Origin of the sequence: Streptomyces avicenniae (assembly GCF_000719135.1) — a bacterium.
Taxonomy (GTDB): domain Bacteria; phylum Actinomycetota; class Actinomycetes; order Streptomycetales; family Streptomycetaceae; genus Streptomyces; species Streptomyces avicenniae.
Genome location: NZ_JOEK01000002.1, coordinates 243,886 through 266,752 on the forward strand (window position 1 = coordinate 243,886; position 22,867 = coordinate 266,752).

A 22,867-nucleotide genomic window follows, 5' to 3' on the forward strand; every position below is an offset into this window, starting at 1 on the left:
GGGCTGCGGCGCCGGTCTTTCGTGAACGCTATCACAAACTATTTGATGAGGTCTTTACCCAGTTCGTGTGGAGGAGATCACACGCAAGGAGTATCCACGGCGTTGCGTCGCTGACGCGCAGCGTGACATCTGCTATGAGCGGGTGTCGATCTTCCGGTGGACCGCGAACCGCTTCCGGTCCCCCACCGCCGTCGCGCCGCGCGGGCCGTCGGCGGGGCCCGCGTGCGGCTGTCCGGGACGCTCCCGGGCGGCCGTCCCTGGACCCGCGGGCGGCTGCCCGGCCCCGGGCCTCGGCTCCGCGCCCTCGGGCGACAGGGAGGCCCGCTGCGCGGTCCCGTGCCCCTCCGTACGCGGCCCCTCAGGGGCGCCGCCGCCACCCTGGCCAGGACCGTCGTGCCCGTCCCCGCCGTCCTGCCCGTCCCGGCTCTCGCGGGCACGGCGCTCCTGCCTGCGGATGCGGTACCGCGGCGGCACGACGCGCTCGGCCCAGGCGGGCACGCGCGGCGTGAAGCGCGGCAGCAGCAGGACGACGAGCCCCACCGCGCTCAGCGCCAGCACCGTCGGCACGATCCACGCGCTCAGCGACTGCACCGAGTAGGCGACCGCGCCGAAGGCGATCAGCGCCGACCAGAAGTACATGATCAGCACCGCCCGCGTCTGCGAGTGGCCGATCTCCAGCAGCCGGTGGTGCAGATGGCCCCGGTCGGCCGAGAACGGCGAGCGGCCGTTCCACGTCCGGCGCACGATCGCCATCACGAGGTCGGCGAACGGGACGGCGATGATCGTCAGCGGCAGCAGCAGCGGGATGTAGACCGGGATCAGTTCCTGGACGGTCGTCGATTCCGACTGTGTGAACAGGTTCACGGCGTCCGGGTCCACCTGGCCGGTGATCGACACGGCGCCCGCCGCCAGCACGAGACCGAGCAGCATCGAGCCCGAGTCGCCCATGAAGATGCGCGCCGGATGCAGGTTGTGCGGCAGGAAGCCCACGCACATGCCGATCAGCACGGCCGCGAAGAGCGTGCCGGGCGCCGCGGCCTCGATGCCGTAGCCGTACCAGATGCGGTAGCTGTAGAGGAAGAACGCCGCCGCCGCGATGCCGACCATGCCGCCCGCGAGGCCGTCGAGACCGTCCACGAAGTTCACCGCGTTGATCGTGATCACGACCAGCGCGACGGTCAGCAGCGTGCCCTGGAGCGGCGTGAGCGCGACGACCCCGACGCCGGGGATGGGCAGCCACAGGATCGTGAGGCCCTGGAGCACCATGACGCCCGCCGCGACCATCTGGAGGCCGAGCTTCAGCAGCGCGTCCACCCCGTACCGGTCGTCCAGGACGCCGATCACCCAGATCAGCGCCGCGCCCGACAGCAGCGCGCGCGGCTCGTCCGAGAGCCGGAAGACGGCCCCGACGTTCTCCAGCTGCGAGGCGACCAGCAGGCCCGCGCACAGGCCGCCGAACATCGCGATGCCGCCCAGCCTGGGCGTCGGCTCGCGGTGGACGTCACGGGCCCTGATCGCGGGCATGGCGCCCCACGCGATGGCGAACTTCCGCACCGGACCTGTGAGCAGGTAGGTGACGGCCGCCGCGACGCAGAGCGTCAACAGGTATTCGCGCACAGATAGCCCCGATGGTCTCGCCGGACTGCCGCGTAACACCCTCTCACGTCCCGGCCCCTCCTCGACCGCCCCGCTGTCCGCTCCCTGCCCGTCCGCCCCTTCTGTCCGCCCACGGCATCGGCGGCCCGCCGCGATCGGGGGCGCCGGGCCGTCAGCGCAGCGCCCGGTCGGCGCGCGCGCGGTGCGGCGGGACGCCGGTCAGCGCCGTCACCACCGGGTCGAGCGCCGCGCGGATCTCCTCGCCGACGCTGCGGAAGTACGGCAGCGGCGCACCGTACGGGTCCTGCACCTCGTCCGCCTCGGCCGTCGGCGCCAGCAGCCAGCCGCGCAGCGCGGCGGCGGCCCGCGCCAGGGAACGGGCGCGCTCCACCAGCCCATCGGGCGACTCCGCGGCCGGGAGCGTGGCCATGTCGATGGCCCGCACGAGGCGGGTGAACTCCTTCAGCGTGAACGTCCGCAGGCCCGCGGAGTGGCCCATGGAGATGACCTGCGCCCGGTGGTCCCTCGTCGCGGTCAGCACGAGATCGGCGTGCACGACGTGCTCGTCCAGCAGCTCGCGGCCGATGAACCCGCCGGGGTCCGCGCCGTACTCGGCGAGGAGCTGCGCGGCGTGCTCCTCCATGGGCGCGCCCTCGTGCCCCCAGGTCCCGGCGCTCTCCACGACCAGGCCGCGCGCGAACGGGCCGAGCCGCTCGTCCAGCGCCTGGCGGGTGAGCCGTTCCGTGATCGGGGAGCGGCAGACGTTGCCCGTGCTGACATGCAGGATGCGGAAGACCCGGGGCGGGGCGTCGGGCATCTCAGCCGCCCGTATGCCGGTGCCCGGGGGGCTTCCCGGGAGCGCCGTCAATGGGACGTCTCCAGATCGGGAACGACCTTCCGCAGCTCCTCCTCGCTCACCGCCCCGGCGCGCAGCAGCACCGGTACGCGACCGGTGACATCGACGATGGACGACGGCACGGCGTCCGGCGTCTGCCCGCCGTCGAGGTAGACGGAGACCGCGTTGCCGAGCATGTCCATGGCGGCGTCGCAGGTCTGGGGCGCGGGGTGGCCGGTGAGGTTGGCGCTGGAGACGGCCATCGGGCCGAAGTCCTTCAGCAGCTCGATCGCGACCGGGTGCAGCGGCATGCGGACGGCGACGGTGCCGCGCGTCTCGCCGAGGTCCCAGGTCAGCGACGGCTGGTGGCGTGCGACGAGGGTGAGGGCGCCTGGCCAGAAGGCGTCCACCAGTTCCCACGCCTTCTCGCCGAAGTCGGTGACGAGGCCGTGCAGCGTGGTGGGCGAGCCGATGAGGACGGGCGTCGGCATGTTCCGGCCGCGGCCCTTGGCGGCCAGCAGGTCGCCGACGGCGCCGGGCGCGAAGGCGTCGGCGCCGACGCCGTAGACCGTGTCGGTGGGCAGGACGACCAGTTCGCCGCGGCGGGCGGCGGAGGCGGCCTCGCGCAGGCCGTTCTTGCGATCGACAGCGACGGAGCAGTCGTAACGACGTGCCATGGGTGAAGTGTCTCCTCTCACCGTTGCCGGGGTTACCGCGCGACCCGGCGGGCGGTGGCGAACCGGGGCCTGTTGTTGAGGTCGGGATGGTCGGCGGCGTCGGCCCAGCCACGGTCCTCGGTGAAGATCCAGGGCACCAGGCCGCCCTGGGTGTCGGCGTGCTCGACCACCACCATGCCACCGGGCCGCAGGAGCCGGTGGGCGGCCCGCTCCAGGCCCCGGATGACGTCGAGGCCGTCCTCGCCGGAGAAGAGCGCGAGCTGCGGGTCGTAGTCGCGCGCCTCGGGCGCGACGTACTCCCATTCGGTGAGGGGGATGTAGGGCGGGTTGGAGATCACCAGGTCGGCCTGGCCGGTCAGTTCGGGCAGGGCGGTACGGGCGTCGCCGTGGTGGAGGACGACGCGGCTGCCCTCGGCGTTGCGCCTGGCCCACTCCAGCGCCGACTCGTCCAGCTCGACGGCGTGGACGCGGGAGCGGGGCACCTCCTGCGCGAGCGCCAGGGCGATGGCGCCCGAGCCCGTGCACAGGTCGATGATCAGCGGCTCGGCGACGTCCATGGCGCGGACGGCGTCTATGGCCCAGCCGACGACCGACTCGGTCTCCGGCCTGGGCACGAACACGCCTGGCCCCACCTGGAGTTCGAGGTAGCGGAAGAACGCGCGCCCCGTGATGTGCTGGAGCGGCTCACGCGCCTCGCGGCGTGCGACGGCCTCCCAGTAGCGGGCGTCGAACTCGGCGTCGGGCACGGTGTGGAGCTTGGCGCGCTCGCTGCCGTGCACGAAGGCGGCCAGCTCCTCCGCGTCGAAACGCGGCGAGGGCACCCCCGCGTCGGCCAGCCGCTGGGTGGCGCGGGCGACCTCGGCCAGCAGGACGGACCGGGACGGCGGCGGGGACGGGGACGATGCGGTCACGGGCCCCACCCTACGCACCCGCCGTCACTGCGCCGCCGCCAGCTTCGCCGCGGCGTCCGCGTCCACGCACGCCTGGATGACCGCGTCGAGATCGCCGTCGAGGACATGGTCGAGGTTGTACGCCTTGAAGCCGACGCGGTGGTCGGAGATGCGGTTCTCCGGGTAGTTGTACGTCCGCACGCGCTCGGAGCGGTCCACGGTACGGACCTGGCTGCGGCGCGCGTCCGACGCCTCGCGGTCGGCCTCCTCCTGCGCGGCGGCAAGCAGTCTGGCCCGCAGGATGCGCAGCGCCTGCTCGCGGTTCTGGAGCTGGCTCTTCTCGTTCTGGCAGGAGACGACGATGCCGGTGGGCTGGTGCGTGATGCGCACGGCGGAGTCCGTCGTGTTGACGGACTGGCCGCCGGGCCCCGACGAGCGGAAGACGTCGATCCGCAGGTCGTTGGGGTTGATCTCGATGTCCACGTCCTCGGCCTCTGGCAGCACCAGCACGCCCGCCGCCGACGTGTGGATGCGGCCCTGCGACTCCGTGGCGGGGACGCGCTGCACGCGGTGCACGCCGCCCTCGTACTTCAGCCGCGCCCAGACGCCCTGTCCGGGGGCCGGGGTGCCGCGCGTCTTGACGGCGACCGAGACGTCCTTGTAGCCGCCGAGGTCCGACTCGTTGCCCTCGATCAGCTCGGTGCGCCAGCCGACGCGCTCCGCGTACCGCAGGTACATCCGCAGGAGGTCACCGGCGAACAGCGCGGACTCGTCGCCGCCCTCGCCCGCCTTGATCTCCAGGATGACGTCCTTGTCGTCGCTCGGGTCGCGCGGGACGAGCAGGAGCCGCAGCTCGTCGGTGAGGCCCTCGCGCCGCGTGGTCAGCTCCTTGACCTCGGCGGCGAAGTCCGGGTCCTCGGCGGCCAGTTCGCGGGCGGTCTCGATGTCCTCGCCGCAGGACCGCCAGGCCCGGTAGGCGGTGATCACGGGGGTCAGCTCGGCGTAGCGCTTGCCGAGCCGCCGCGCGGTCGCCTGGTCGGCGTGCACGCCGGGATCGGCGAGTCTCCGTTCGAGGTCGGCGTGTTCGCCGATGAGTTCCTCGACCGCCTCGAACATCGTGCCTGCTCCTGGCTCGGGGGACCGTCGGGTCCGTGGACCGTCGGGTCCGTGGGCTGGTGGGTACGGCGGGGTGCCGGGACGCGAAAGGCGCCGGTCCGGCCGCTCGCGGGGGAGCGGCCGGGCCCGGCGCCGACGGGGGCCCTACTTGCGGCCGGCCCCGGCGTTCTTGCCGAAGCGCGCCTCGAAACGGGCGACGCGGCCACCGGTGTCGAGGATCTTCTGCTTGCCGGTGTAGAAGGGGTGGCACTCGGAGCACATGTCGGCGCGGATGCTGCCGCCGTCGATGGTGCTGCGGGTGGTGAACGTGGCGCCGCAGGTGCAGCTGACCTGGGTCTCGCCGTACGCCGGGTGGATGTCGCGCTTCACGGGTCTCTCCTCGGATCGGGAGGGCGCCGGGTCGGCACGCGGGCGCGTGCCGTGAACCGGGGCCGACGCTCCAGTCTGCCAGGACTGGTCGCGGCAGCCAAAACGGGGTCGCGGACCCCGTTATTCCGCGGCCCGCGCCGGGGCCCCGCCGCCGGACGTCACGCTCTGCACGGTGCCCTCCCGCGCCGCCGAGCCCCGCAGCGCGGACTCGGGCACCGGCCGGTCGTGGCGCAGCGCGTCCCACACGGCGCGGGACTGCGTCTCCATCGGCACGACGCGGTTGGGGTCGGCGGGGTCGTAGGTGACGGGCAGCGTCGTCATGCGGATGCGGTCGGTGTCGATGCCCTGGAGCGTCCTGGCGAGCCCGGCCAGCTCGGAGACCGAGGCGAGGTCCTTGTCGGTGGTGACCGTCGAGGTGGCGGTGTCGGCGAGGTCGTACAGCCGCTTCGGGTCGGTGACCAGGCCGAGGCCGCTGACCTGGTCGGCGAGCGCCTGGAGGAACGTGTGCTGGAGCTGGATGCGGCTGAGGTCGCTGCCGTCCCCGACCGCCTTGCGGGTGCGGACGAGGGCGAGTGCCTGCTCGCCGTCGAGGGTGTGGGTCCCGGCGGGGAGGTCGAGCTTGCTGTCGCGGTCGTCGATGGCCTCGGTGGTCGTGATCTCGACGCCGCCGAGGGTGTCGATCAGCCGGGAGAAGCCGGTGAAGTCCACTTCGAGGTAGTGGTCCATGCGCAGCCCCGTCATCTCCTCGACGGTCTTCACCGTGCACGCGGGGCCGCCGACCGTGTACGACTCGTTGAACATCGAGCGTGCCTGCGCGGGCGCGGTGCCGCCGCCGGTGCGGTCGCAGGCGGGGCGGCTGACGAGGGTGTCGCGCGGTATGGAGACGACGGTGGCGGTGTCGCGGCCCGCGTCGAGGTGGACGACCATCGCGGTGTCGGCGCGGGCGCCCGGCTCGCTGCCGTAGGCGCCGTTCGTGCCCGCCCGGGAGTCGGAGCCGAGGACGAGGAGGTCCATCGACCCGTTGGGGCTGTCCTCGGGGCGGTCGGGGCCGAGCGCGGAGTCGATGTCGATCTGCGAGATGTTGCCGTCCAGCTTGACCCACAGCGCCGTGATCCCGACGCCGCTGACCAGCAGCACCCCGGCCAGCGAGAACAGGGCCGCGCGCACGACGCGGCTGCGGCGTGAGCGTGGCGGACGGGGACGGCGGCGGCGTACGAGCCCCCTCCCCCGGGGCCGGTCCGCCCGTCCGCCGCCGTCCGGTCCGGTGGGTTCTGGACTCATCTCCCCATGGTGGACCGATATGTCCGCCCGCGCGTGTCGATCTTGCGCGGGCGGGGCGCGGACACGGACGGCGGACACGGCCGGGGCCCTGTCCGGGCGGGCCGGTCGGCGGGTCAGCCGGTCAGTTTGTCCAGCTCGGCGACCTCGTCGTCGCCGAGGGCCAGGGAGCCCGCGGCGAGGTTCTCCTCCAGGTGGGCCAGGGAGCCCGTGCCGGGGATGAGCAGGATGTGCGGCGCGTGCGCGAGCAGCCAGGCCAGCGCGACCTGCGCGCGCGTCGCGCCGTGCCGTGCGGCGATCGCGTCGAGCGTCGCGGCCTGGCCGGGGCCGAGCCCCCAGCCGGGCGGGATCAGCGCCGGGTCGAGGTCCGCCCGCAGCGCGCCCGCGGCGAGCGGGAAGTACGGGACGAACGCGATGCCGTGCTCCTCGCAGTACCGGAGCACGTCGGCACTGTCGCGGTCCAGCAGGTGGAAACGGTTCTGCACCGCGGTCACGGGCGCGAGGGCACGTGCCTGCTCCAACTGCTCGACGGTGACGCCGCTCAGGCCGAGGTTCCTGATCAGCCCGCGCTCGCGCTGCCCGGCCAGCGCGGTGAACGACTCCTCGAACGTCGCGTCCGCGTCCGGCGGGAACATCCCGTCGTTCGCCGCGCGCAGGTACACGAGGTCGAGGCGGTCGAGCCCGAGCCGTTCGAGGTTGCCCTCGACCTGCGCGGCCAGCGCGTCCGGGGTCGCGGCGGCGTTCCAGGCGCGCGGGCCGTCCCGTCGGACACCGACCTTGGTGGCGATGACCAGGCGCTCCGGGTAAGGGTGCAGCGCCTCCCTGATCAGTTCGTTGGCGACGCGCGGGCCGTAGAAGTCGCTGGTGTCGATGTGCTCGACGCCGCGTTCGGCCGCGCGGCGCAGCACGGCCAGCGCCGCGCCGCGGTCCTGCGGCGGGCCCCAGGAGCCCGGGCCGGGGAGCCGCATGGCTCCGAAGCCGAGCCTGCCGACCGTCAGCCCCTCCCCCAGGGCTAACCGTCCTGCCGCGTCCTGCCTGCTGTCGTCGGTCACTTCCGCTCCTCGGTGCGGCGCGGGGCGTTCCCCGCGCGGTTGTTGTCGAGACGTGCCCGCACGGACGCGGTGGTGACGCCGCCGGAGGCGTGGCGGTCCAGCTTGCCGCGCCGCACCAGGTCGTGGACGCCCTGCCGGGTGACCCCGAGCATGGCCCCCGCGACGGCGAGGGACACCGACTCCACGCCCGGGTAACCGACCCTGCGTGCCACGACGCGGCCCAGCGCGGTCCCCCACCAGTGCGCGGGCGGGTCGAACGGCCCGTCCCCCGGGTAGAGCGCCCCGATGAGCCGCATGGCGGTGAACGCGGCGGCCCTGCTGTCGTCCCCGAGGAGCCGGGCGGCCCAGACGCGGGCCCGGGTCCCCACCCGGGCCCGCAGCACGTCCAGCTCCTCCGGGTCCTCCTCCAGCAGGATCTCCAGTGGGTCGAGCAGCCGCCCGCGGACGAGGGCGACCAGTTCGGCCGCCAGCTCGTCGTGCTCGCGTGACGTGTTCCCGGAGTCCACCGGTCCCTCCCCCTCTTCCGTGCTTGACACCAAGCGTCAAGCACTTGACGTCAGATGTCAAGCACACGGCGCCCCTGCGCCGGAAACGGGTCCGGCCCGCCGAGCCTGGGAGCTCGACGGGCCGGACGGACGTGCCGTGGATCAGTCGCCCGAGGGCGTCGGCGTCGTCTTCTGGATCTGGAGCAGGAACTCCGCGTTGCTCTTGGTCTTCTTCATCTTGTCCAGGAGCAGCTCGATGGCCTGCTGCTGGTCGAGCGCGTGCAGGACACGGCGCAGCTTCCAGACGATGGCCAGCTCCTCGCTGCCCAGGAGGATCTCCTCCTTGCGCGTGCCGGACGCGTCCACGTCCACGGCGGGGAAGATGCGCTTGTCGGAGAGCTTCCGGTCGAGCTTGAGCTCCATGTTGCCCGTGCCCTTGAACTCCTCGAAGATCACCTCGTCCGCGCGCGAGCCGGTCTCGACCAGCGCGGTGGCCAGGATGGTCAGCGAGCCGCCGTCCTCGATGTTGCGGGCGGCGCCGAAGAACTTCTTCGGCGGGTAGAGCGCCGCGGAGTCCACACCGCCGGAGAGGATACGGCCGGACGCGGGCGCCGCCTGGTTGTAGGCGCGGCCGAGGCGCGTGATGTTGTCCAGCAGCAGGACGACGTCGTGCCCCAGCTCCACGAGCCGCTTGGCGCGCTCGATGGCCAGCTCGGCGATGGTGGTGTGGTCCTCGGACGGCCGGTCGAAGGTCGAGGAGATGACCTCGCCCTTGACCGCGCGCTGCATGTCGGTGACCTCTTCCGGCCGCTCGTCCACCAGCACGACCATCAGGTGGCACTCGGGGTTGTTGTGCGTGATCGAGTTGGCGATCGACTGCATGATCGTGGTCTTGCCGGTGCGCGGCGGGGCCACGATGAGACCGCGCTGCCCCTTGCCGATGGGCGCGACCAGGTCGATGATGCGCGGGATCAGGGCGCCCGGGTCGTTCTCCAGGCGCAGCCGCTCCTGCGGGTACAGCGGCGTCAGCTTGTTGAACTCGGGCCGCCCGCGGCCCTGTTCGGCCGACGTGCCGTTGACGGAGTCGAGGCGGACGAGCGCGTTGAACTTCTCGCGGCGCTCGCCGTCCTTCGGCTGCCTGACGGCGCCGGTGACGTGGTCGCCCTTGCGCAGACCGGCCTTGCGGACCTGGGCGAGGGAGACGTAGACGTCGTTCGGCCCGGGGAGGTAGCCGGAGGTGCGGACGAACGCGTAGTTGTCGAGGATGTCGAGGATGCCCGCGACGGGGATCAGCACGTCGTCGTCGGTGATCTGCGGCTCCACGACCTCGTCGCGCCCACGGCGCCCACGGCGGTCGCGGTACCGGCCGCGGCGTCCGCGGCGGCTGCCGTCGAAGTCGTCGTCACCACCGCGGTCCCGATCGCGGTCCCGGTCACCCCGGTCGCGGTCACGGTCGCGCCCGCCCTCACGCTCCCGGTCACGGTCGCGATCCCTGTCGCGGTCGCGGTTGCGGCCCTGGTTCTGGCCGCCGCCCTGGCCCTGGCCCTGGCCCTGGGAGTTCTGACCGCCCTGACCGCCCTGACCGCCCTGGTTCTGGCCGCCGCCCTGCGGCTGCGCGTTCTGGCCCTGGCCGTTCTGGCCGCTCTTCTCACGCCGCCCGCGGTCACGCTCACGCTTGGACTGACGGTCCTGCTGGCCCTCGCCCGAGCCCTTGCCGCCGTCGGCGCGGCCCTGCTCGGCGGGCGCCTGCTCGGCGCGCTCCCCGGCCTCGGCGGCCGGAGCGGCCTTCACCTCGGCCTGGCCCGGGATGTCGATCTGCTGGGCGGCACCGGACTCGTCACCGGTACGGGCACGGGAGGTGGCGCGGCGCTTGGGCTTCTCGGCGGTCTCGGCGGACGTGGCCTCGCCGTTCGCCTGCGCCGACGGGGCGCCGCCGGCCTGCTTCTCCTTGATGACCTCGATCAGCTGGCTCTTGCGCATCCGCGCCGTGCCCCTGATCCCCAGCTTCGCCGCGACCTGCTGCAACTCGGCAAGCACCATGCCCTCAAGGCCGGTGCCGGCCCGCCGGCGACGGGGCGCGGCGGAGGCGGCAGGAGCGTCCGTGGCGGACGTGGTGGCAGCACCGGCGCTCTTGCCGGCGGTGTCGGCACTCACGCCCATCAGATCGGTGGTGTCGCTCACTAAGGGTCCTTCCCTGGAGCGGACGTCGGCCTGTCTGGCTCGGCGACCGGTCGTGCTGTCCGGCTGCGGCCCTGTGCGGTGGGCCGACCGGTGCGGTAGATCCCGCCTGCTCACTGCGCACGGCGGAAGATGCGATTCATGCTGTGGTGTGTGGGGTCGCGGACTGCTACCCCCGCACCACACTCCGGAGCGTGCTCGGCGCTACCAGGCAGGCTGCTCAGGCAGATGAGGGAGGCTCCCGGAGGAAAGGGGTGGTCCCAACGACGTGGGACCCCGGAATTCCGCACCGGACTCGTCGGAGTGGTAGGTGCGGACTTGAGATTAACACTACCGGACGCCGCGTTCATTCCCCCCTCTCGCTGATTTTCCGGCCGGGGAACCGCGGCGCCCGCGTCACCGGGCGGCCTTGGCCAGCGGGAGGACGCTGGCCCCCGCCGTGTCCAGGGCCAGCCGGTTCGCCGTCCAGCCGTCACCGGCCAGCCGGGCGATCTTGTCGGCCTGGCCCTCGTCCGCGAGCGCCAGCACCGTCGGCCCCGCGCCCGAGATGACGGCGGGCACGCCGTCGGCGCGCAGCCGGTGCACCAGCTCGACGCTGTCCGGCATCGCGGGCGCCCGGTACTCCTGGTGCAGCCGGTCCTCGGTGGCCGGGAGCAGCAGCTCGGGGCGCCTGGTCAGGGCCTCGACCAGCAGCGCGGCACGGCCCGCGTTCGCCGCCGCGTCCGCGTGCGGGACGGTGCGCGGCAGCAGCCCCCTGGCCGTCTCGGTCGCCAGCGGCGTGGACGGCACGAACACGACGGGGACGACGCCGGGCGCCGGGTCCATCCGCACGGCGCGCACCGCGCCGCCCTCGCCCCAGGCGAGGGTGAAACCGCCGAGCAGACAGGCGGCGACGTTGTCCGGGTGCCCCTCGATCTCGGCGGCCAGCTCCAGCAGCGCCGCGTCGTCGATCTTGTGCTCGCCGCCCGTCGTGACCGCGCGGGCGGCGACCAGCCCGGCGCAGATGGCGGCCGACGAGGAGCCGAGGCCGCGCCCGTGCGGAATGCGGTTCGCGCAGACGACCTCAAGGCCGCGCGGCTGCCCGCCGAGCGCGTCGAACGCGGTGCGCAGCGAGCGGACCAGCAGGTTCCCCTCGTCACGCGCCACCGTGTCCGCGCCCTCGCCCGCGATGTCGATGTGGAGCCCGCTCTCGGCCACCCGGACGACGATGTCGTCGTACAGGCCGAGCGCGAGGCCCAGCGCGTCGAAGCCGGGGCCGAGGTTGGCGCTGGTCGCGGGGACGCGCACCCGGACGGCGGCGGCGCGGAAGGCGGGATGGGCCATCGCTGGATGACTCTCCTTGCTGAGATGTGCGGCATGTCCCCCGGGCGCGGCACGCACGGCGGCTGCGGTGCGCCGGACGGTGGCCCGCCACAGGGGCGAGGCGCGTGAGCGGCGGTGCGCTCCGGGACGAATCCCAGCGTATCGAAGGAGGGTTCACCGGCGATACAGGGCCACCCGGTGTCGCCCGCCCGCGCCCCGGATCAGGCCAGGCCGAGCCGCTCGGCGGCGGCGTCCGCGTCCACCGGGACCGTGACGGGGCGCGGCGCCCCGGCGACGGCCCAGTCGGGGTCCTTCAGACCGTTGCCGGTGACCGTGCAGACGATCCGCTGGCCGGGATCGACGAGCCCCAGCTCGTGCGCCTTCAGCAGCCCGGCGACCGACGCGGCCGACGCGGGCTCGACGAAGACGCCCTCCTGCGACGCCAACAGGCGGTAGGCGGACAGGATCTGACGGTCCGTCACCTCGTCGATGAGGCCGCCGGACTCGTCGCGCGCCCGCTCGGCGAGCGACCACGACGCCGGGTTGCCGATGCGGATGGCGGTGGCGATCGTCGTCGGGTCCTTGACCGGCTCGCCCCGGACGAGGGGCGCCGCGCCCGACGCCTGGTAGCCCCACATGCGCGGCGTGCGGGTCGCGGGACCGTCGGCGGCGTACTCGCCGTAGCCCTTCCAGTACGCGGTGATGTTGCCCGCGTTGCCGACCGGCAGGACGTGGAGGTCGGGGGCGTCGCCGAGCATGTCCACGATCTCGAACGCGGCGGTCTTCTGCCCCTCGATCCGCACCGGGTTCACCGAGTTGACCAGCGCCACCGGGTACTTCTCCGACAGGCCGCGCGCCAGCGTCAGGCAGTCGTCGAAGTTGCCGTCAACCTGGAGGATGCGCGAGCCGTGCACGAGCGCCTGGCCCATCTTGCCGAGCGCGATCTTGCCCTGCGGGACCAGGACGGCGCACACCATCCCGGCGCGCACCGCGTAGGCGGCGGCGGAGGCGGACGTGTTGCCCGTCGAGGCGCAGATGACCGCGCGGGCGCCCTCCTCCTTGGCCTTCGAGATGGCCATCGTCATGCCCCGGTCCTTGAAGGAACCGGTCGGGTTCGCGCCCTCGACCTTGAGGTGCACCTCGCAGCCGGTGCGCTCGGAGAGCACCTGCGCGGGCACCAGCGGCGTGCCGCCCTCGCGCAGGGTGACCACGGGGGTGTCCGCCGTGACCGGCAGCCGGTCACGGTACTCCTCGATGACGCCCCGCCACTGACGGCTGGTGGCGGACATGGCGGGTGACTTCATGACGATCGAGCCCTTCGTGTTGGCTGCGCCGCGCACGGCGCTACTCCCCTTCGACGCGCATGATGCTCGCGACGCCGTGCACCGTGTCCAGTCCGCGCAGCTCCTCGACGGTCGCGGAGAGCGCGGCGTCCGGCGCCCGGTGCGTGACGACGACGAGCTGCGCCTCGCCGTCCTTGCCGGTCTGCCTGACCGTGTCGATGGACACGCCCTGCCCCGCGAAGACCATGGCGCACTGCGCGAGCACACCCGGTTTGTCCGCGACGTCGAGACTGATGTGGTAGCGCGTGACGACCTTCCCCATCGGGCCGACCGGCAGCGCCGCGTACGCCGACTCGCCGGGACCGCGCCCGCCGCCGAGCCGGTTGCGGCAGGCCGCGACCAGGTCGCCGAGCACGGCCGACGCCGTGGGCACGCCGCCCGCGCCCGGGCCGTAGAACATGAGCTGCCCCGCCGCGTCCGCCTCGACGAAGACGGCGTTGTACGCCTCGCGCACCGAGGCGAGCGGGTGGGTCAGCGGGATCATCGCCGGGTGGACGCGCGCCGTCACCGACCGGCCGTCCTCCGCGCGCTCGCAGATGGCGAGCAGCTTCACCGTGCAGCCCATCTTGCGGGCGCTGGCGATGTCGGCGGCCGTGACCTCCGTGATGCCCTCGCGGTGCACGTCGTCCAGCGCGACGCGGCTGTGGAACGCGATCCCGGCCAGGATCGCCGCCTTCGCCGCCGCGTCGAACCCCTCGACGTCGGCCGTGGGGTCGGCCTCCGCGTAGCCGAGGGCCGTGGCCTCCTGAAGGGCCTCGCCGTAGCCCGCGCCGCTCGTCTCCATGCGGTCGAGGATGAAGTTCGTGGTGCCGTTCACGATGCCGAGGACGCGGTTGACGTGGTCCCCGGCGAGCGACTCGCGCAGCGGGCGCAGCAGCGGGATCGCGCCCGCGACGGCGGCCTCGAAGTAGAGGTCGGCGCCGTGCTCGGCCGCGGCGGCGTGCAGCGTCGGCCCGTCCTGCGCGAGCAGCGCCTTGTTGGCGGTGACGACGCCCGCGCCGTGCGCGAACGCCGACAGGATCAGCGTCCTGGCGGGCTCGATGCCGCCGATGAGCTCCACCACGACGTCGATGTCGCCGCGCGCGACGAGCCCGGCCGCGTCCGTCGTCACCAGCCCGGGATCGACGCCGCCGCGCACCCGGTCGGGGCGGCGGACGGCCACCCCGGCCAGCTCGACCGGCGCGCCGATGCGGGCGGCGAGGTCAGCGGCGTGCGTCGTCATGAGGCGGGCCACCTGGGAGCCGACGACCCCGCAGCCCAGCAGCGCCACCTTCAGCGGACGGCTACGCACCATGTGAACTCGCCTTTCAGCTCGTGCAAGGATTCCCAGTCTCACGCACCGGGTCCCGGCCCCTGTCCCGCGTTCACTATGCGGACTGCGGCCCGCGCCGGTCAGCCGACGTCGAGCCCCAGCAGATCATCCTCCGTCTCGCGGCGGACGATGACGCGGGCCGCCCCGTCCGCCACCGCGACCACCGGCGGGCGGGGCGTGTGGTTGTAGTTGCTCGCCATCGAGCGGCAGTACGCGCCGGTGGCGGGCACGGCGATCAGGTCGCCGGGCGCCAGGTCGGCGGGCAGCCACGCGTCCCGTACGACGATGTCGCCGCTCTCGCAGTGCTTGCCGACGACGCGCACCAGCATCGGCTCGGCGGCGGAGGCGCGGGAGACGAGCGCGACGGAGTACTCGGCGTCGTAGAGCGCGGTGCGGATGTTGTCGGACATGCCGCCGTCCACGCTGACGTACGTGCGCAGGCCGTGCAGCGGCTTGACGGTCCCGACCTCGTACAGCAGGAACGCGCCCGGCCCCACGATCGCCCGGCCCGGCTCGACGGACAGGCGGGGCACGGCGAGCCGCGCCGCGTCGCACTCGCGGGCCAGGATGTCGCCGAGGGTCTTCGCGATCTGGTGCGGCTCGGCGGGGTCGTCGGCCGAGGTGTAGGCGATGCCGAGGCCGCCGCCGAGGTCCACCTCGGGCAGCTCGACGCCGTGCTCGTCGCGGATGGCGGCCAGCAGGCCGACGACGCGGCGGGCGGAGACCTCGAAGCCCGCCATGTCGAAGATCTGCGAGCCGATGTGCGAGTGCAGCCCGGCCAGCTCCAGCGCCTCCGGCCGCGCCAGCACCCGGCGTACGGCCTCGGCCGCGGTGCCGTCGGCCAGGCCGAGGCCGAACTTCTGGTCCTCGTGCGCCGTCGCGATGAACTCGTGCGTGTGCGCCTCGACGCCGACCGTGACACGGATCAGCACCCGCTGCCGCACCCCGTGCCGCTCGGCGGCGGCGGCGACGCGGTCGATCTCCTGGAGCGAGTCGAGCACGATGTGGCCGACCCCGGCGGACACGGCGCGGTCGATCTCGGTGAGCGACTTGTTGTTGCCGTGCAGCGCGATGCGGGCGGGCGGCATCTCGGCGGCGAGCGCCGTGGCCAGCTCGCCGCCGGAGCAGACGTCGAGGTTCAGCCCCTCCTCGCGCAGCCAGCGGACGACGGCGCGCGACAGGAACGCCTTGCCCGCGTAGTAGACGTCGGCGCCCGTGCCGAACGCCTGGCGCCATGCGCGGCAGCGGGCGCGGAAGTCGGCCTCGTCGAGGACGTAGGCGGGCGTGCCCTGCTCGGCGGCCAGGCGGCGGACGCCGATCCCGGCGACGCGCACCTCGCCGTCGTCGCCGCGCTCGACCGTCTGGGACCAGACGCGGGGGTCGAGGCGGTTGAGGTCGGCGGGCGGCGCGGCGTAGTGGCCCTCGGGCAGGACGTCGGCGTGGCGGGGCCCGGCGGGGTGGGCGGAACGGCTCATGGTTCTTCTCTCACGTCTACATGTGGTCGGGCGCGCTGATGCCCAGCTGGAGCAGGCCGTCGGCGAGCACCGTCCCGGTGGCCTGGGCGAGGGCGAGCCGGGCGCGGTGGACGGCCGTGGGTTTCCCGTCGCCGACGGGCAGCGCCGCCCGTCCGTGACCGGTCGCGGCGAAGGCGCGGGCGACCTGGTCGAGCCAGGGGGCGGGGCGGACGGGGGGCCGTTCCCCCAGGAGCGCGAGCAGGGCCCGCTCGGCGGCGTCGTAGGGGGCGGCGCCGGGCTCGGGCGTGACGCCGAGGGCGTCGGCGGCGCGGGTGACGGCGCGGGAGCGGGCGTGGGCGTGGCGGACGCGGAACAGCGGGTTCCCGTCGCGCTGCACGAGCAGCCCGGGCCCTGGCGCCGTGCCGGTCGCGGCGGCCCAGCGGGCGATGTCGCGGGCGGGGTCCTCGGGCAGGGGCGTGGGGCGGGGACGGGCGAGGAGCTGGGTGAGGAGTCCGGCCTCGTCGTCCACGGCGATGGTGAGGAACGCCGTGCCGGTGATCTCGACGGTCCGCACGCCGGGGACGGCGAGGAGGCCGTCGCGCAGGACGCGTGCCACGTCGCGGGCGTCCCGTCCGGCGGTGGCGGCGAGCCGCAGCGCCACGGGCGTGGCCCAGCCGGGGCGCCCGTGGGGGGCGCGCCTGAGCGCGACCGCCTCGGGCCCGGCGACGACGCCGAGACCGTCGCGCGCGGTGCGCAGGACGGCGTCGGAGAGCTGGGCCGGGGTCACGGGGCAAGCGTACGAGAGGCCGGGCGGCCCTCGGCGCACAGCGTCCGTACGAGGCGGACCAGCTCGGCGGGCTCGAACGGCTTGGCCAGCACCGCGTCCACCCCGCCCGTGCACACCCCGGCCCCGGCGCTGGCGCTCACGAGGACGAGGGGGATGCCGACCGTGCGGGGGTCGAGCCGGAGGCGGTCCACGGTGCGCAGCCCGTCGAGGCGGGGCATGGCGAGGTCGAGGGTGATCACGTCGGGGCGGAACGCGTGGACGCTCTCCAGGCACTGGGCGCCGTCGGCCGCGGTCATGACCTCGAAGCCGTCGAGTTCGAGGTTGACCCTGATCAACTGCCGGATCACCTGACTGTCATCGACGACAAGGACCCGCCCAAAAGCGCCTGGCACACAGCCAGCGTAAGCGCGTACTTCCGCCGCTGTCCGGGCTTTACGGCAACTTCTACCCGGCGGTAGCGCGCCCCGCACCCGCGTGCGGAAACGGCGGTGCGGACCCACCGGACCGAGCTGGTAAGGTTCTTCCCGTCGCCCCAGGGCGGCGGATGCGCCCCCGTAGCTCAGGGGATAGAGCAACGGCCTCCGGAGCCGTGTGCGCAGGTTCGAATCCTGCCGGGGGCACTTCGCGTGGACATCGAGGATCGCTCCTCTGACCAGCACAGGTGTCATCAGACAGGGCCGGACTCAGTCCCATTGAGTCCGGCCCTGTCTCGCTGTCCAGCGGTGTTCACGCGTGAGTGGCGCGTGGGCTCACGCGCCTGTCAGGCCCATCCCATGGCCTGCTCGATCTTCCGATTGTTCACCTCCTCGTGGCCGTCGATGCAGCCCTCGTAGCGGCGGTGGATGACCTCGGGCGAGTTCCCCGCCCGCCTGGCCACCTCGGCCACGGGCACACCGGCGTTGAGCCACGTCGTGATGCAGGTGTGCCGCAGGTCGTAGGGGCGCTCGCGACCAGCACTCCCCCACGCTCGTTCGGTGAGGAGCCCTCCGTCCGCAGCTTGACGCGTCCTACGCAGCTTCAGACGGTCACGCATCAAGGGTGATCCGAAGACGAATCGCCTTCAGCGAATGTAAGGAATATCTCGATGACCCGTTCCAAAGAGTGAGGGTCACAAGCCGCGTTGAAGCGCGATCCATTGCTCTCCACGAAGAACCACGACGACTCGGAATCGGTATTTTTGCACGCGAACCTACGCCCCTCCAACGGTGTCTCGGAGAGGTCGATCTCCAAGGACCATCCCGGGTTGTCCAGCGTTTGGATGCTGATCCCGAACTCGTGCTCCCAATCTCCGTCACACGCGCTGGAATACCATTCCTGCAGCCTTGACAAGGCTTCACCCACGGGGTCCTCCTCGGACGGATCTGCCACAGTCCGGTTGGTCTTGCGGAACCATCCGACAGGTTCACGTGTCGGCATGGGTATGTGAGTTCGCGCTGGATTGCCCAACTGAGGCTTCTCCGCCACATTCCACATCAAGAGACTTCGCCCCGTCGCGTGCGGAACAATGCATCGCCGGGAGGTTTCCAGGCAATTCCCTCGCGCCTCAGCCGATCAAGTATCCACTCACGCCCGATCGGGTCAGCGACGCTCCATGCATACAGAAAGGGACGCTCCCGCCGCGCACCCCGGAAACTTATGCGACGAACTCCTCCGCGCCGCAGGGAAACATCCGGCATGTTGTGACACATGTCGGCGAGCCACGCGATACACGCGACATAGTCGTCGCTCGGCCACATCTCCACCGGCTTCGCCCGTCGCGCCATCGCCCTCATTTCGAGAAGGGCGATATTTTTCAGGAACGATCCGACATGCCAGTCGTCCATCCGTCTCACCAGCCACCCCAATCGTCACGGAAGAATTCCATGGCCGTTGCGCACTGCACAAGAGGTGCCCATTCGCTACCGAAGGCGCCAATGCCCGTCGGCATCCACGGCCAGGACGGTGCCGCGGCGCCGGGGGGCGGTTCGTAGACTGGCGAGGGTGGAGCAGCGTACGACCAGCGTGATGACGGCGCGTCCGGCGCCCGCCTTGCGGCGGTACGTCGGCTCGTACGCCGGTTTCGACCTTCGCGGGTTCCCGGCGGGGGTGCACTGCGGCCCGCCGGGCCGCGTGCTCACCGCGGTGATCAGCCTGTCCGACCCGTTGGAGGTGGCGGCGGGCGTGGACGACGGGTCGCCGGTCACCCGCTTCGGCAGCGTGGCCGGTGGGCTGATGTGCCGGTCCGTCGCGATCCACCACGACGGACGCCAGCGGGGCGTGCAGGTGGCGCTGACACCGCTCGGGGCCCGGGCCGTCTACGGGATGCCCGCCGCCGCGCTCGCCCACCGGCTGGTCCCCCTCGACGAGCTTCTCGGAGCGCTCGGCGTCGAGTTGGTCGATCGGCTCCGGGCGGTGACGACCTGGGCCGGGCGGTTCGCCGTGCTGGACGAGGTGCTCCTGCGAGCCGTCGGCCGCGACGCCGGGGGCGCCCCCCTGCCCCGGGTGCGCCCCGAGGTGGCCGAGGCGTGGCGCCGCCTCGTCGCCGCGCGGGGCCGCGTGCAGGTCGGGGCGGTGGCCGCGGAGCTGGGCTGGAGCCGCCGGTACCTCACCGAGCGGTTCCGCGGGGAAGTGGGCCTGTCGCCGAAGACCTTCGCCCGCGTCCTGCGGTTCGAGCACGCGCACCAGTTGGCGACGGCGCACGCCCCGCTCCCGTGGACCGACGTGGCGGCCGTCTCCGGCTACGCCGACCAGGCCCATCTCGTCCGGGACTGGCGCGAGTTCACGGGCCGGTCGCCGACGGTCTGGCGTCGCGGCGAAGTGCTGCTCAAGGCCGGGTAGTCCGCGTCGGCCTCCGTTCCCTTTCCTTCAAGACCACCCGGGCGCCGACCGGTGACGATCGTCGGCATGAGACTTGTCCACCACGAACGCGACGCCATCGTCCTGCGGACCACCCCCGTGCACCTCGGCCTGGGATCGAGGGCGAGACCCATCGAGGGCTTCGCCTGGGATCCTGAGGTGCTCGGGGCCTACAGCGCCGCGACCGCGGCGGACGGCGCCGAGGGCCGGTTGGTGACCATCCACGACGGCGACGGCCCCGGCGACCATTGGGAACGCCACCCTTCCGGTGACGAACTGATCATCTGCCTCAGCGGGTCGGTGACGGTCATCCGCGACGTGGAGGGGGTGACCGAGCGCGTGCCGCTCGGGCCGGGCGAAGCCACCGTCAACCCGGCCGGGGCATGGCACGCGGTCGATATGGACGGCGCGGCGTCCATCCTGACCGTCACCCCCGGCCTCGGCACCGACCACCGTCCGCGGACCGCCACCGGCCCGGCCGAGTCCATCGGCACGCCCGGCGACCACGTGCCCTGACGGGGACACGTCGCGACCGGGGCGCCCGTCAACGGGCGCCCCGGTCGTGCGGCTCAGAGGTCGAGGGCGTGTCCGGTCGTCGGGTCCACGTGGTCCGGGATCGCGTCGTGGCGATCGCCCACGTTGGACGTCCCGGTGGGCTCGAACATGAGGATCGCGGCGCCTGACGGGGCCTCGGGCTTGTGCTCGGTGCCCCGTGGGACGGTGAACACCGCCCCCTTCGGCAGGACGACCGTGCGCTCCCCGCCCGGCTCGCGCAGGGAGATCCGGAACTCGCCGTCGAGCACGAGGAAGAACTCGTCGGTGTGGTCGTGGACGTGCCAGAGGTGTTCGCCCTCGACCTTGGCGATGCGGACGTCGTAGTCGTTGACGCGCGTCACGATCCGAGGGCTCCACAGGGCGTCGAACGAGGCCAGGGCGTCGCCGAGGGGAATGGGTTCGCTGCTCATGTGGCCCATCGTGCGCGGTTCCGTGGGGCCACGGTGAGTGCTAGGAATCGCATATGCCGAAAGAATCCTCGCACGCGGTCCCCACGGCGGGCGCGCACCGGGTGGTCGTGATCGTGGACGAGAACTCGAACCCTTTCGAACTCGGCTGCGCGACCGAGGTCTTCGGGCTGCACAGGCCGGAGCTCGGGCGTCGTCTCTACGACTTCGGGCTCTGCTCCCCTGAGCCCCGCACCCTGATGCGGGACGGGTTCTTCGTGCTCACGGGAGTCGCCGGGCTGGAGGCGGCCGACGCGGCGGACACCCTGATCGTCCCGAACCGCCCGGACACCGACGTGCCGCGCCGTCCCGCCGTCCTCGACGCCGTCCGGCGGGCGCACGCGCGTGGCGCGCGCCTGATCGGCTTCTGCAGCGGGGCCTTCACGCTGGCGGAGGCGGGCGTCCTCGACGGGCGGCGGGCCACCGCGCACTGGCAGTGGGCCGACGTCTTCCGTGCACGCTTCCCGTCCGTGCGGCTCGAATCGGACGTGCTGTTCGTGGACGACGGCGACATCCTCACCTCCGCGGGCAGCACGGCCGCGCTCGACCTGGGGCTGCACGTGGTCCGGCGCGACCATGGCGCGGAGGTCGCCAACTCCGTGAGTCGGCGGCTGGTCTTCGCGGCGCACCGGGACGGCGGGCAGCGGCAGTTCGTGGAGCGCCCCATGCCCGACGTGCCGGACGAGTCCCTGGCCCCCGTCCTGGCCTGGGCCCAGGAACGGCTGGACGCGCCGCTCACCGTGTCCGGCCTCGCGGCGCGGGCGGCGGTCAGCCAGGCGACACTGCACCGCCGCTTCCGTGCCCAGCTGGGCACGACGCCGTTGGCGTGGCTCACGGGGGAACGGCTCGCCCTGGCATGCCGGTTGATCGAGCGGGGTGAGTCACGTTTCGAGGTGGTCGCGCGGCGCAGCGGGCTCGGTACCGCCGCTCATCTGCGCCTGCTGATGCGCCGCGAGACCGGCATCACCCCGTCGGCGTACCGGCGCCGGTTCGGGCCCGAGGTGTCCTGACGGCGGGCGCCCTACTCCCGGCGTATGGACGCCCGCAGCTCGGCGGGCGTGAGCCATGGCGCACGCCGGTGGATCATCCGGTGACAGTTCGCGCAGATCAGCGCCAGGTCCCCGAGACGGGTCCGCGTCTCGCCCGTGAGATGCAGCGGGACGACGTGGTGGACCTCGATGTATCCGGCCCCGCGCGCCCCGTAGCGCGCCTCGAAGTCGAAGTCGCACGCCTCACAGGCGAGCCGCCCGCCTCGGCCGAGGGCGTCCGCGATCTTCCGTCTCCGCACCGTCCGGTCACGCTCCCGGGCGAGGTGGCGCCTGAGCAGGAGCCTGCCCTCCGGTGCGCTGTACTCCTCCGCCTCCTCGACGGCGCCTTCCGGCAGGCCACGGAAGGCACCCGACGCGACACCTTCCCTGATGAGGTGGGCGGCCCTGGCCATCTCGTCCGGTCTGGTCTCGAAGGCGCGGACGACCTCGCCGTCCAGTGCGCTGCCGTGGGTCGTCACGCCGTCGAAGCCCGTGCGGCGCGTGGCAAGATCGACGCTCTTGCGCCCGACGCCGTTGGGATTGCGGAACTTCTCGCCCCGGACGGATTCGGGGTGGATCGGCATGAGCCGCAGAAGCTCCGACAACGCGACGACGCGCGCGTCCTCCGGGTACAGGCGCTTCCAGCCGTTCCTGACGACCAGGTCACAGACGAGGATCACCTCGTCCTGCGACCAGTGCGGACTCCGCAAGGTCCCACCCCCGTTCCCGGACCTTCCGGCCCCTGCCTCGGCGCGGTCGTGCGCGTGGCAGAAGCCTAGGAGGGGCCACTGACAGTGGAGCCCGGCGGCGGCGGGCCGTGGGTCAGCCGAGGAGGCCGCCCCAGACGGCTTCTGCGCCCGAGTCCCCCGCGCGCACGAGCGCGTACGTGCTCCCGGCCGCGACGAGGACGGCCAGCGCGCCGAGGACGGCGGTGGCCACCGTCACCGCGCGCCCGGTCAGGCGCGCCCTGTCCCTCCCCCACCGGAACCAGACCCACTGCGCGACGGCGACGACGAGGAGCGCCAGCGCCCACGGCAGCAGCATCCGCCCGTACCGCTCGTGCCGCTCCACCGCGGGCAGCGGCCCGACGACCTCGGCGAGCGATTCGCCCGCCGAGATCGTCACGGGCACCAGCACGGCGACGGCCAGCGCGCCGAGCGGCGTGACGACGCCGAGCCGCCGCCGCGCGGCGGGCCAGAACTGCGCGAGCAGCAGCGCGAGCACGGTCAGCGGCAGCAGGACGACGACGGCGTGGACGACGAGCGGGTGGATCGGGAGCCCCGACAGGTTCGGCGTATGGTCCATGGGGAGGTCACGAGACGCGCGGGC

At 73.1% G+C, this 22,867-nt stretch carries 24 protein-coding genes, 1 tRNA gene and 1 pseudogene; 4 read left to right on the forward strand and 22 right to left on the reverse strand.

All coding sequences use genetic code 11. The annotated features are described in order from the left end of the window. Positions 1-132: 132 nt before the first annotated feature. The 16 genes from IF27_RS05180 to IF27_RS05255 form a co-directional block, all read right to left on the reverse strand. Positions 133-1,617 (reverse strand): MraY family glycosyltransferase, encoded by a 1,485-nt coding sequence (locus IF27_RS05180; protein ID WP_052848137.1) that lies wholly within the window; start codon positions 1,615-1,617, stop codon positions 133-135. 151 nt (positions 1,618-1,768) lie between these two features. After that, a complete protein-coding gene (locus IF27_RS05185) occupies positions 1,769-2,413 on the reverse strand; it encodes an arsenate reductase/protein-tyrosine-phosphatase family protein (protein ID WP_052848140.1) in 645 nt (214 codons plus the stop codon). Positions 2,414-2,460: 47 nt separating this feature from the next. Beyond that, the gene (locus IF27_RS05190) at positions 2,461-3,108 is read right to left on the reverse strand and encodes an L-threonylcarbamoyladenylate synthase (RefSeq protein WP_052848143.1); all 648 of its coding nucleotides are present in this window, start codon (positions 3,106-3,108) and stop codon (positions 2,461-2,463) included. Between the two features lie 32 nt (positions 3,109-3,140). Then, positions 3,141-4,019 (reverse strand): peptide chain release factor N(5)-glutamine methyltransferase, encoded by an 879-nt coding sequence (prmC, locus tag IF27_RS05195; RefSeq protein ID WP_052848146.1) that lies wholly within the window; start codon positions 4,017-4,019, stop codon positions 3,141-3,143. A gap of 24 nt (positions 4,020-4,043) precedes the next feature. Then, on the reverse strand, positions 4,044-5,114 hold the full coding sequence (prfA, locus tag IF27_RS05200) for a peptide chain release factor 1 (RefSeq protein ID WP_052848149.1): 1,071 nt from the start codon (positions 5,112-5,114) through the stop codon (positions 4,044-4,046). Between the two features lie 144 nt (positions 5,115-5,258). Beyond that, positions 5,259-5,483 (reverse strand): 50S ribosomal protein L31, encoded by a 225-nt coding sequence (gene rpmE / locus IF27_RS05205; protein WP_052848151.1) that lies wholly within the window; start codon positions 5,481-5,483, stop codon positions 5,259-5,261. Positions 5,484-5,603: 120 nt separating this feature from the next. Beyond that, positions 5,604-6,764, reverse strand: coding sequence for an LCP family protein (locus IF27_RS05210; protein ID WP_052848154.1), 1,161 nt, complete (start codon positions 6,762-6,764; stop codon positions 5,604-5,606). A 113-nt stretch (positions 6,765-6,877) separates the two neighbouring features. Then, complete coding sequence (locus IF27_RS05215) at positions 6,878-7,813, reverse strand: aldo/keto reductase (RefSeq protein WP_052848156.1); 936 nt, start codon at positions 7,811-7,813, stop codon at positions 6,878-6,880. Continuing rightward, positions 7,810-8,319, reverse strand: coding sequence for a hypothetical protein (locus IF27_RS05220; protein WP_052848158.1), 510 nt, complete (start codon positions 8,317-8,319; stop codon positions 7,810-7,812). The genes IF27_RS05215 and IF27_RS05220 overlap by 4 nt, the downstream gene beginning before the upstream one ends. A 141-nt stretch (positions 8,320-8,460) precedes the next feature. Then, the gene (gene rho, locus IF27_RS05225) at positions 8,461-10,479 is read right to left on the reverse strand and encodes a transcription termination factor Rho (protein WP_052848161.1); all 2,019 of its coding nucleotides are present in this window, start codon (positions 10,477-10,479) and stop codon (positions 8,461-8,463) included. 393 nt (positions 10,480-10,872) lie between these two features. Continuing rightward, positions 10,873-11,799 (reverse strand): homoserine kinase, encoded by a 927-nt coding sequence (gene thrB, locus IF27_RS05230; protein WP_052848163.1) that lies wholly within the window; start codon positions 11,797-11,799, stop codon positions 10,873-10,875. Between the two features lie 200 nt (positions 11,800-11,999). Then, entirely contained in the window at positions 12,000-13,067 is a 1,068-nt protein-coding gene (gene thrC, locus IF27_RS05235; RefSeq protein WP_052848428.1) for a threonine synthase, read from the reverse strand. Between the two features lie 55 nt (positions 13,068-13,122). Continuing rightward, on the reverse strand, positions 13,123-14,415 hold the full coding sequence (locus tag IF27_RS05240) for a homoserine dehydrogenase (protein WP_052848166.1): 1,293 nt from the start codon (positions 14,413-14,415) through the stop codon (positions 13,123-13,125). Positions 14,416-14,513: 98 nt separating this feature from the next. Then, the gene (lysA, locus tag IF27_RS05245; protein WP_052848168.1) at positions 14,514-15,908 is read right to left on the reverse strand and encodes a diaminopimelate decarboxylase; all 1,395 of its coding nucleotides are present in this window, start codon (positions 15,906-15,908) and stop codon (positions 14,514-14,516) included. Between the two features lie 16 nt (positions 15,909-15,924). Further along, the gene (locus IF27_RS05250) at positions 15,925-16,674 is read right to left on the reverse strand and encodes a DALR anticodon-binding domain-containing protein (protein WP_052848170.1); all 750 of its coding nucleotides are present in this window, start codon (positions 16,672-16,674) and stop codon (positions 15,925-15,927) included. Then, positions 16,671-17,066 carry a response regulator gene (locus IF27_RS05255; protein ID WP_052848172.1) on the reverse strand — a complete coding sequence of 132 codons (396 nt, stop codon included), beginning with the start codon at positions 17,064-17,066 and terminating at the stop codon, positions 16,671-16,673. Before IF27_RS05255 ends, IF27_RS05250 begins: the two co-directional genes overlap by 4 nt. 156 nt (positions 17,067-17,222) lie before the next feature. On the opposite strand from IF27_RS05255, the gene IF27_RS05260 reads away from it, so the two are divergent. Beyond that, positions 17,223-17,294, forward strand: a tRNA-Arg gene (locus IF27_RS05260). Positions 17,295-17,434: 140 nt separating this feature from the next. Here IF27_RS05260 and IF27_RS29955 read toward each other — a convergent pair. The 3 genes and pseudogenes from IF27_RS29955 to IF27_RS30860 form a co-directional block, all read right to left on the reverse strand. Continuing rightward, positions 17,435-17,617, reverse strand: a pseudogene (locus IF27_RS29955) (tyrosine-type recombinase/integrase); the annotation flags it as partial. An 89-nt stretch (positions 17,618-17,706) separates the two neighbouring features. Then, positions 17,707-18,015: an immunity 53 family protein gene (locus tag IF27_RS05265; RefSeq protein WP_052848174.1), complete on the reverse strand. Its 309-nt coding sequence runs from the start codon at positions 18,013-18,015 to the stop codon at positions 17,707-17,709. Between the two features lie 131 nt (positions 18,016-18,146). Beyond that, a complete protein-coding gene (locus tag IF27_RS30860; RefSeq protein WP_190232816.1) occupies positions 18,147-18,497 on the reverse strand; it encodes a hypothetical protein in 351 nt (116 codons plus the stop codon). Positions 18,498-18,678: 181 nt separating this feature from the next. On the opposite strand from IF27_RS30860, the gene IF27_RS05270 reads away from it, so the two are divergent. Both IF27_RS05270 and IF27_RS05275 read left to right on the forward strand, forming a co-directional pair. Beyond that, positions 18,679-19,491 (forward strand): AraC family transcriptional regulator, encoded by an 813-nt coding sequence (locus IF27_RS05270; RefSeq protein ID WP_052848175.1) that lies wholly within the window; start codon positions 18,679-18,681, stop codon positions 19,489-19,491. Between the two features lie 66 nt (positions 19,492-19,557). Continuing rightward, positions 19,558-20,025, forward strand: coding sequence for a cupin domain-containing protein (locus IF27_RS05275; RefSeq protein ID WP_052848429.1), 468 nt, complete (start codon positions 19,558-19,560; stop codon positions 20,023-20,025). Between the two features lie 53 nt (positions 20,026-20,078). Here the strand turns inward: IF27_RS05275 and IF27_RS05280 are convergent, their stop codons facing one another. Beyond that, entirely contained in the window at positions 20,079-20,474 is a 396-nt protein-coding gene (locus IF27_RS05280; RefSeq protein WP_052848430.1) for a cupin domain-containing protein, read from the reverse strand. Positions 20,475-20,527: 53 nt separating this feature from the next. Here IF27_RS05280 and IF27_RS05285 point away from each other — a divergent pair, with 53 nt between their 5' ends. Further along, positions 20,528-21,520 (forward strand): GlxA family transcriptional regulator, encoded by a 993-nt coding sequence (locus IF27_RS05285; protein ID WP_052848176.1) that lies wholly within the window; start codon positions 20,528-20,530, stop codon positions 21,518-21,520. Positions 21,521-21,531: 11 nt separating this feature from the next. Here IF27_RS05285 and IF27_RS05290 read toward each other — a convergent pair whose 3' ends face one another. Together IF27_RS05290 and IF27_RS05295 are read right to left on the reverse strand one after the other, a co-directional pair. Beyond that, positions 21,532-22,248, reverse strand: coding sequence for an HNH endonuclease (locus IF27_RS05290; RefSeq protein WP_110945560.1), 717 nt, complete (start codon positions 22,246-22,248; stop codon positions 21,532-21,534). Positions 22,249-22,360: 112 nt separating this feature from the next. Then, positions 22,361-22,843, reverse strand: coding sequence for a DUF2231 domain-containing protein (locus IF27_RS05295; protein WP_052848178.1), 483 nt, complete (start codon positions 22,841-22,843; stop codon positions 22,361-22,363). Positions 22,844-22,867: the final 24 nt, after the last annotated feature.

Coding starts and splice junctions, on each gene's coding strand:
- IF27_RS05185 (WP_052848140.1), bottom strand. CDS start 2,413: ATGCCCGACGCCCCGCCCCGGGTCTTCCGCATCCTGCATGTCAGCACG.
- IF27_RS05190 (WP_052848143.1), bottom strand. CDS start 3,108: ATGGCACGTCGTTACGACTGCTCCGTCGCTGTCGATCGCAAGAACGGC.
- prfA (WP_052848149.1), bottom strand. CDS start 5,114: ATGTTCGAGGCGGTCGAGGAACTCATCGGCGAACACGCCGACCTCGAA.
- IF27_RS05210 (WP_052848154.1), bottom strand. CDS start 6,764: ATGAGTCCAGAACCCACCGGACCGGACGGCGGCGGACGGGCGGACCGG.
- thrB (WP_052848163.1), bottom strand. CDS start 11,799: ATGGCCCATCCCGCCTTCCGCGCCGCCGCCGTCCGGGTGCGCGTCCCC.
- thrC (WP_052848428.1), bottom strand. CDS start 13,067: ATGTCCGCCACCAGCCGTCAGTGGCGGGGCGTCATCGAGGAGTACCGT.
- IF27_RS05240 (WP_052848166.1), bottom strand. CDS start 14,415: ATGGTGCGTAGCCGTCCGCTGAAGGTGGCGCTGCTGGGCTGCGGGGTC.
- lysA (WP_052848168.1), bottom strand. CDS start 15,908: ATGAGCCGTTCCGCCCACCCCGCCGGGCCCCGCCACGCCGACGTCCTG.
- IF27_RS30860 (WP_190232816.1), bottom strand. CDS start 18,497: ATGGACGACTGGCATGTCGGATCGTTCCTGAAAAATATCGCCCTTCTC.
- IF27_RS05270 (WP_052848175.1), top strand. CDS start 18,679: ATGACGGCGCGTCCGGCGCCCGCCTTGCGGCGGTACGTCGGCTCGTAC.
- IF27_RS05275 (WP_052848429.1), top strand. CDS start 19,558: ATGAGACTTGTCCACCACGAACGCGACGCCATCGTCCTGCGGACCACC.
- IF27_RS05280 (WP_052848430.1), bottom strand. CDS start 20,474: ATGAGCAGCGAACCCATTCCCCTCGGCGACGCCCTGGCCTCGTTCGAC.
- IF27_RS05285 (WP_052848176.1), top strand. CDS start 20,528: ATGCCGAAAGAATCCTCGCACGCGGTCCCCACGGCGGGCGCGCACCGG.
- IF27_RS05295 (WP_052848178.1), bottom strand. CDS start 22,843: ATGGACCATACGCCGAACCTGTCGGGGCTCCCGATCCACCCGCTCGTC.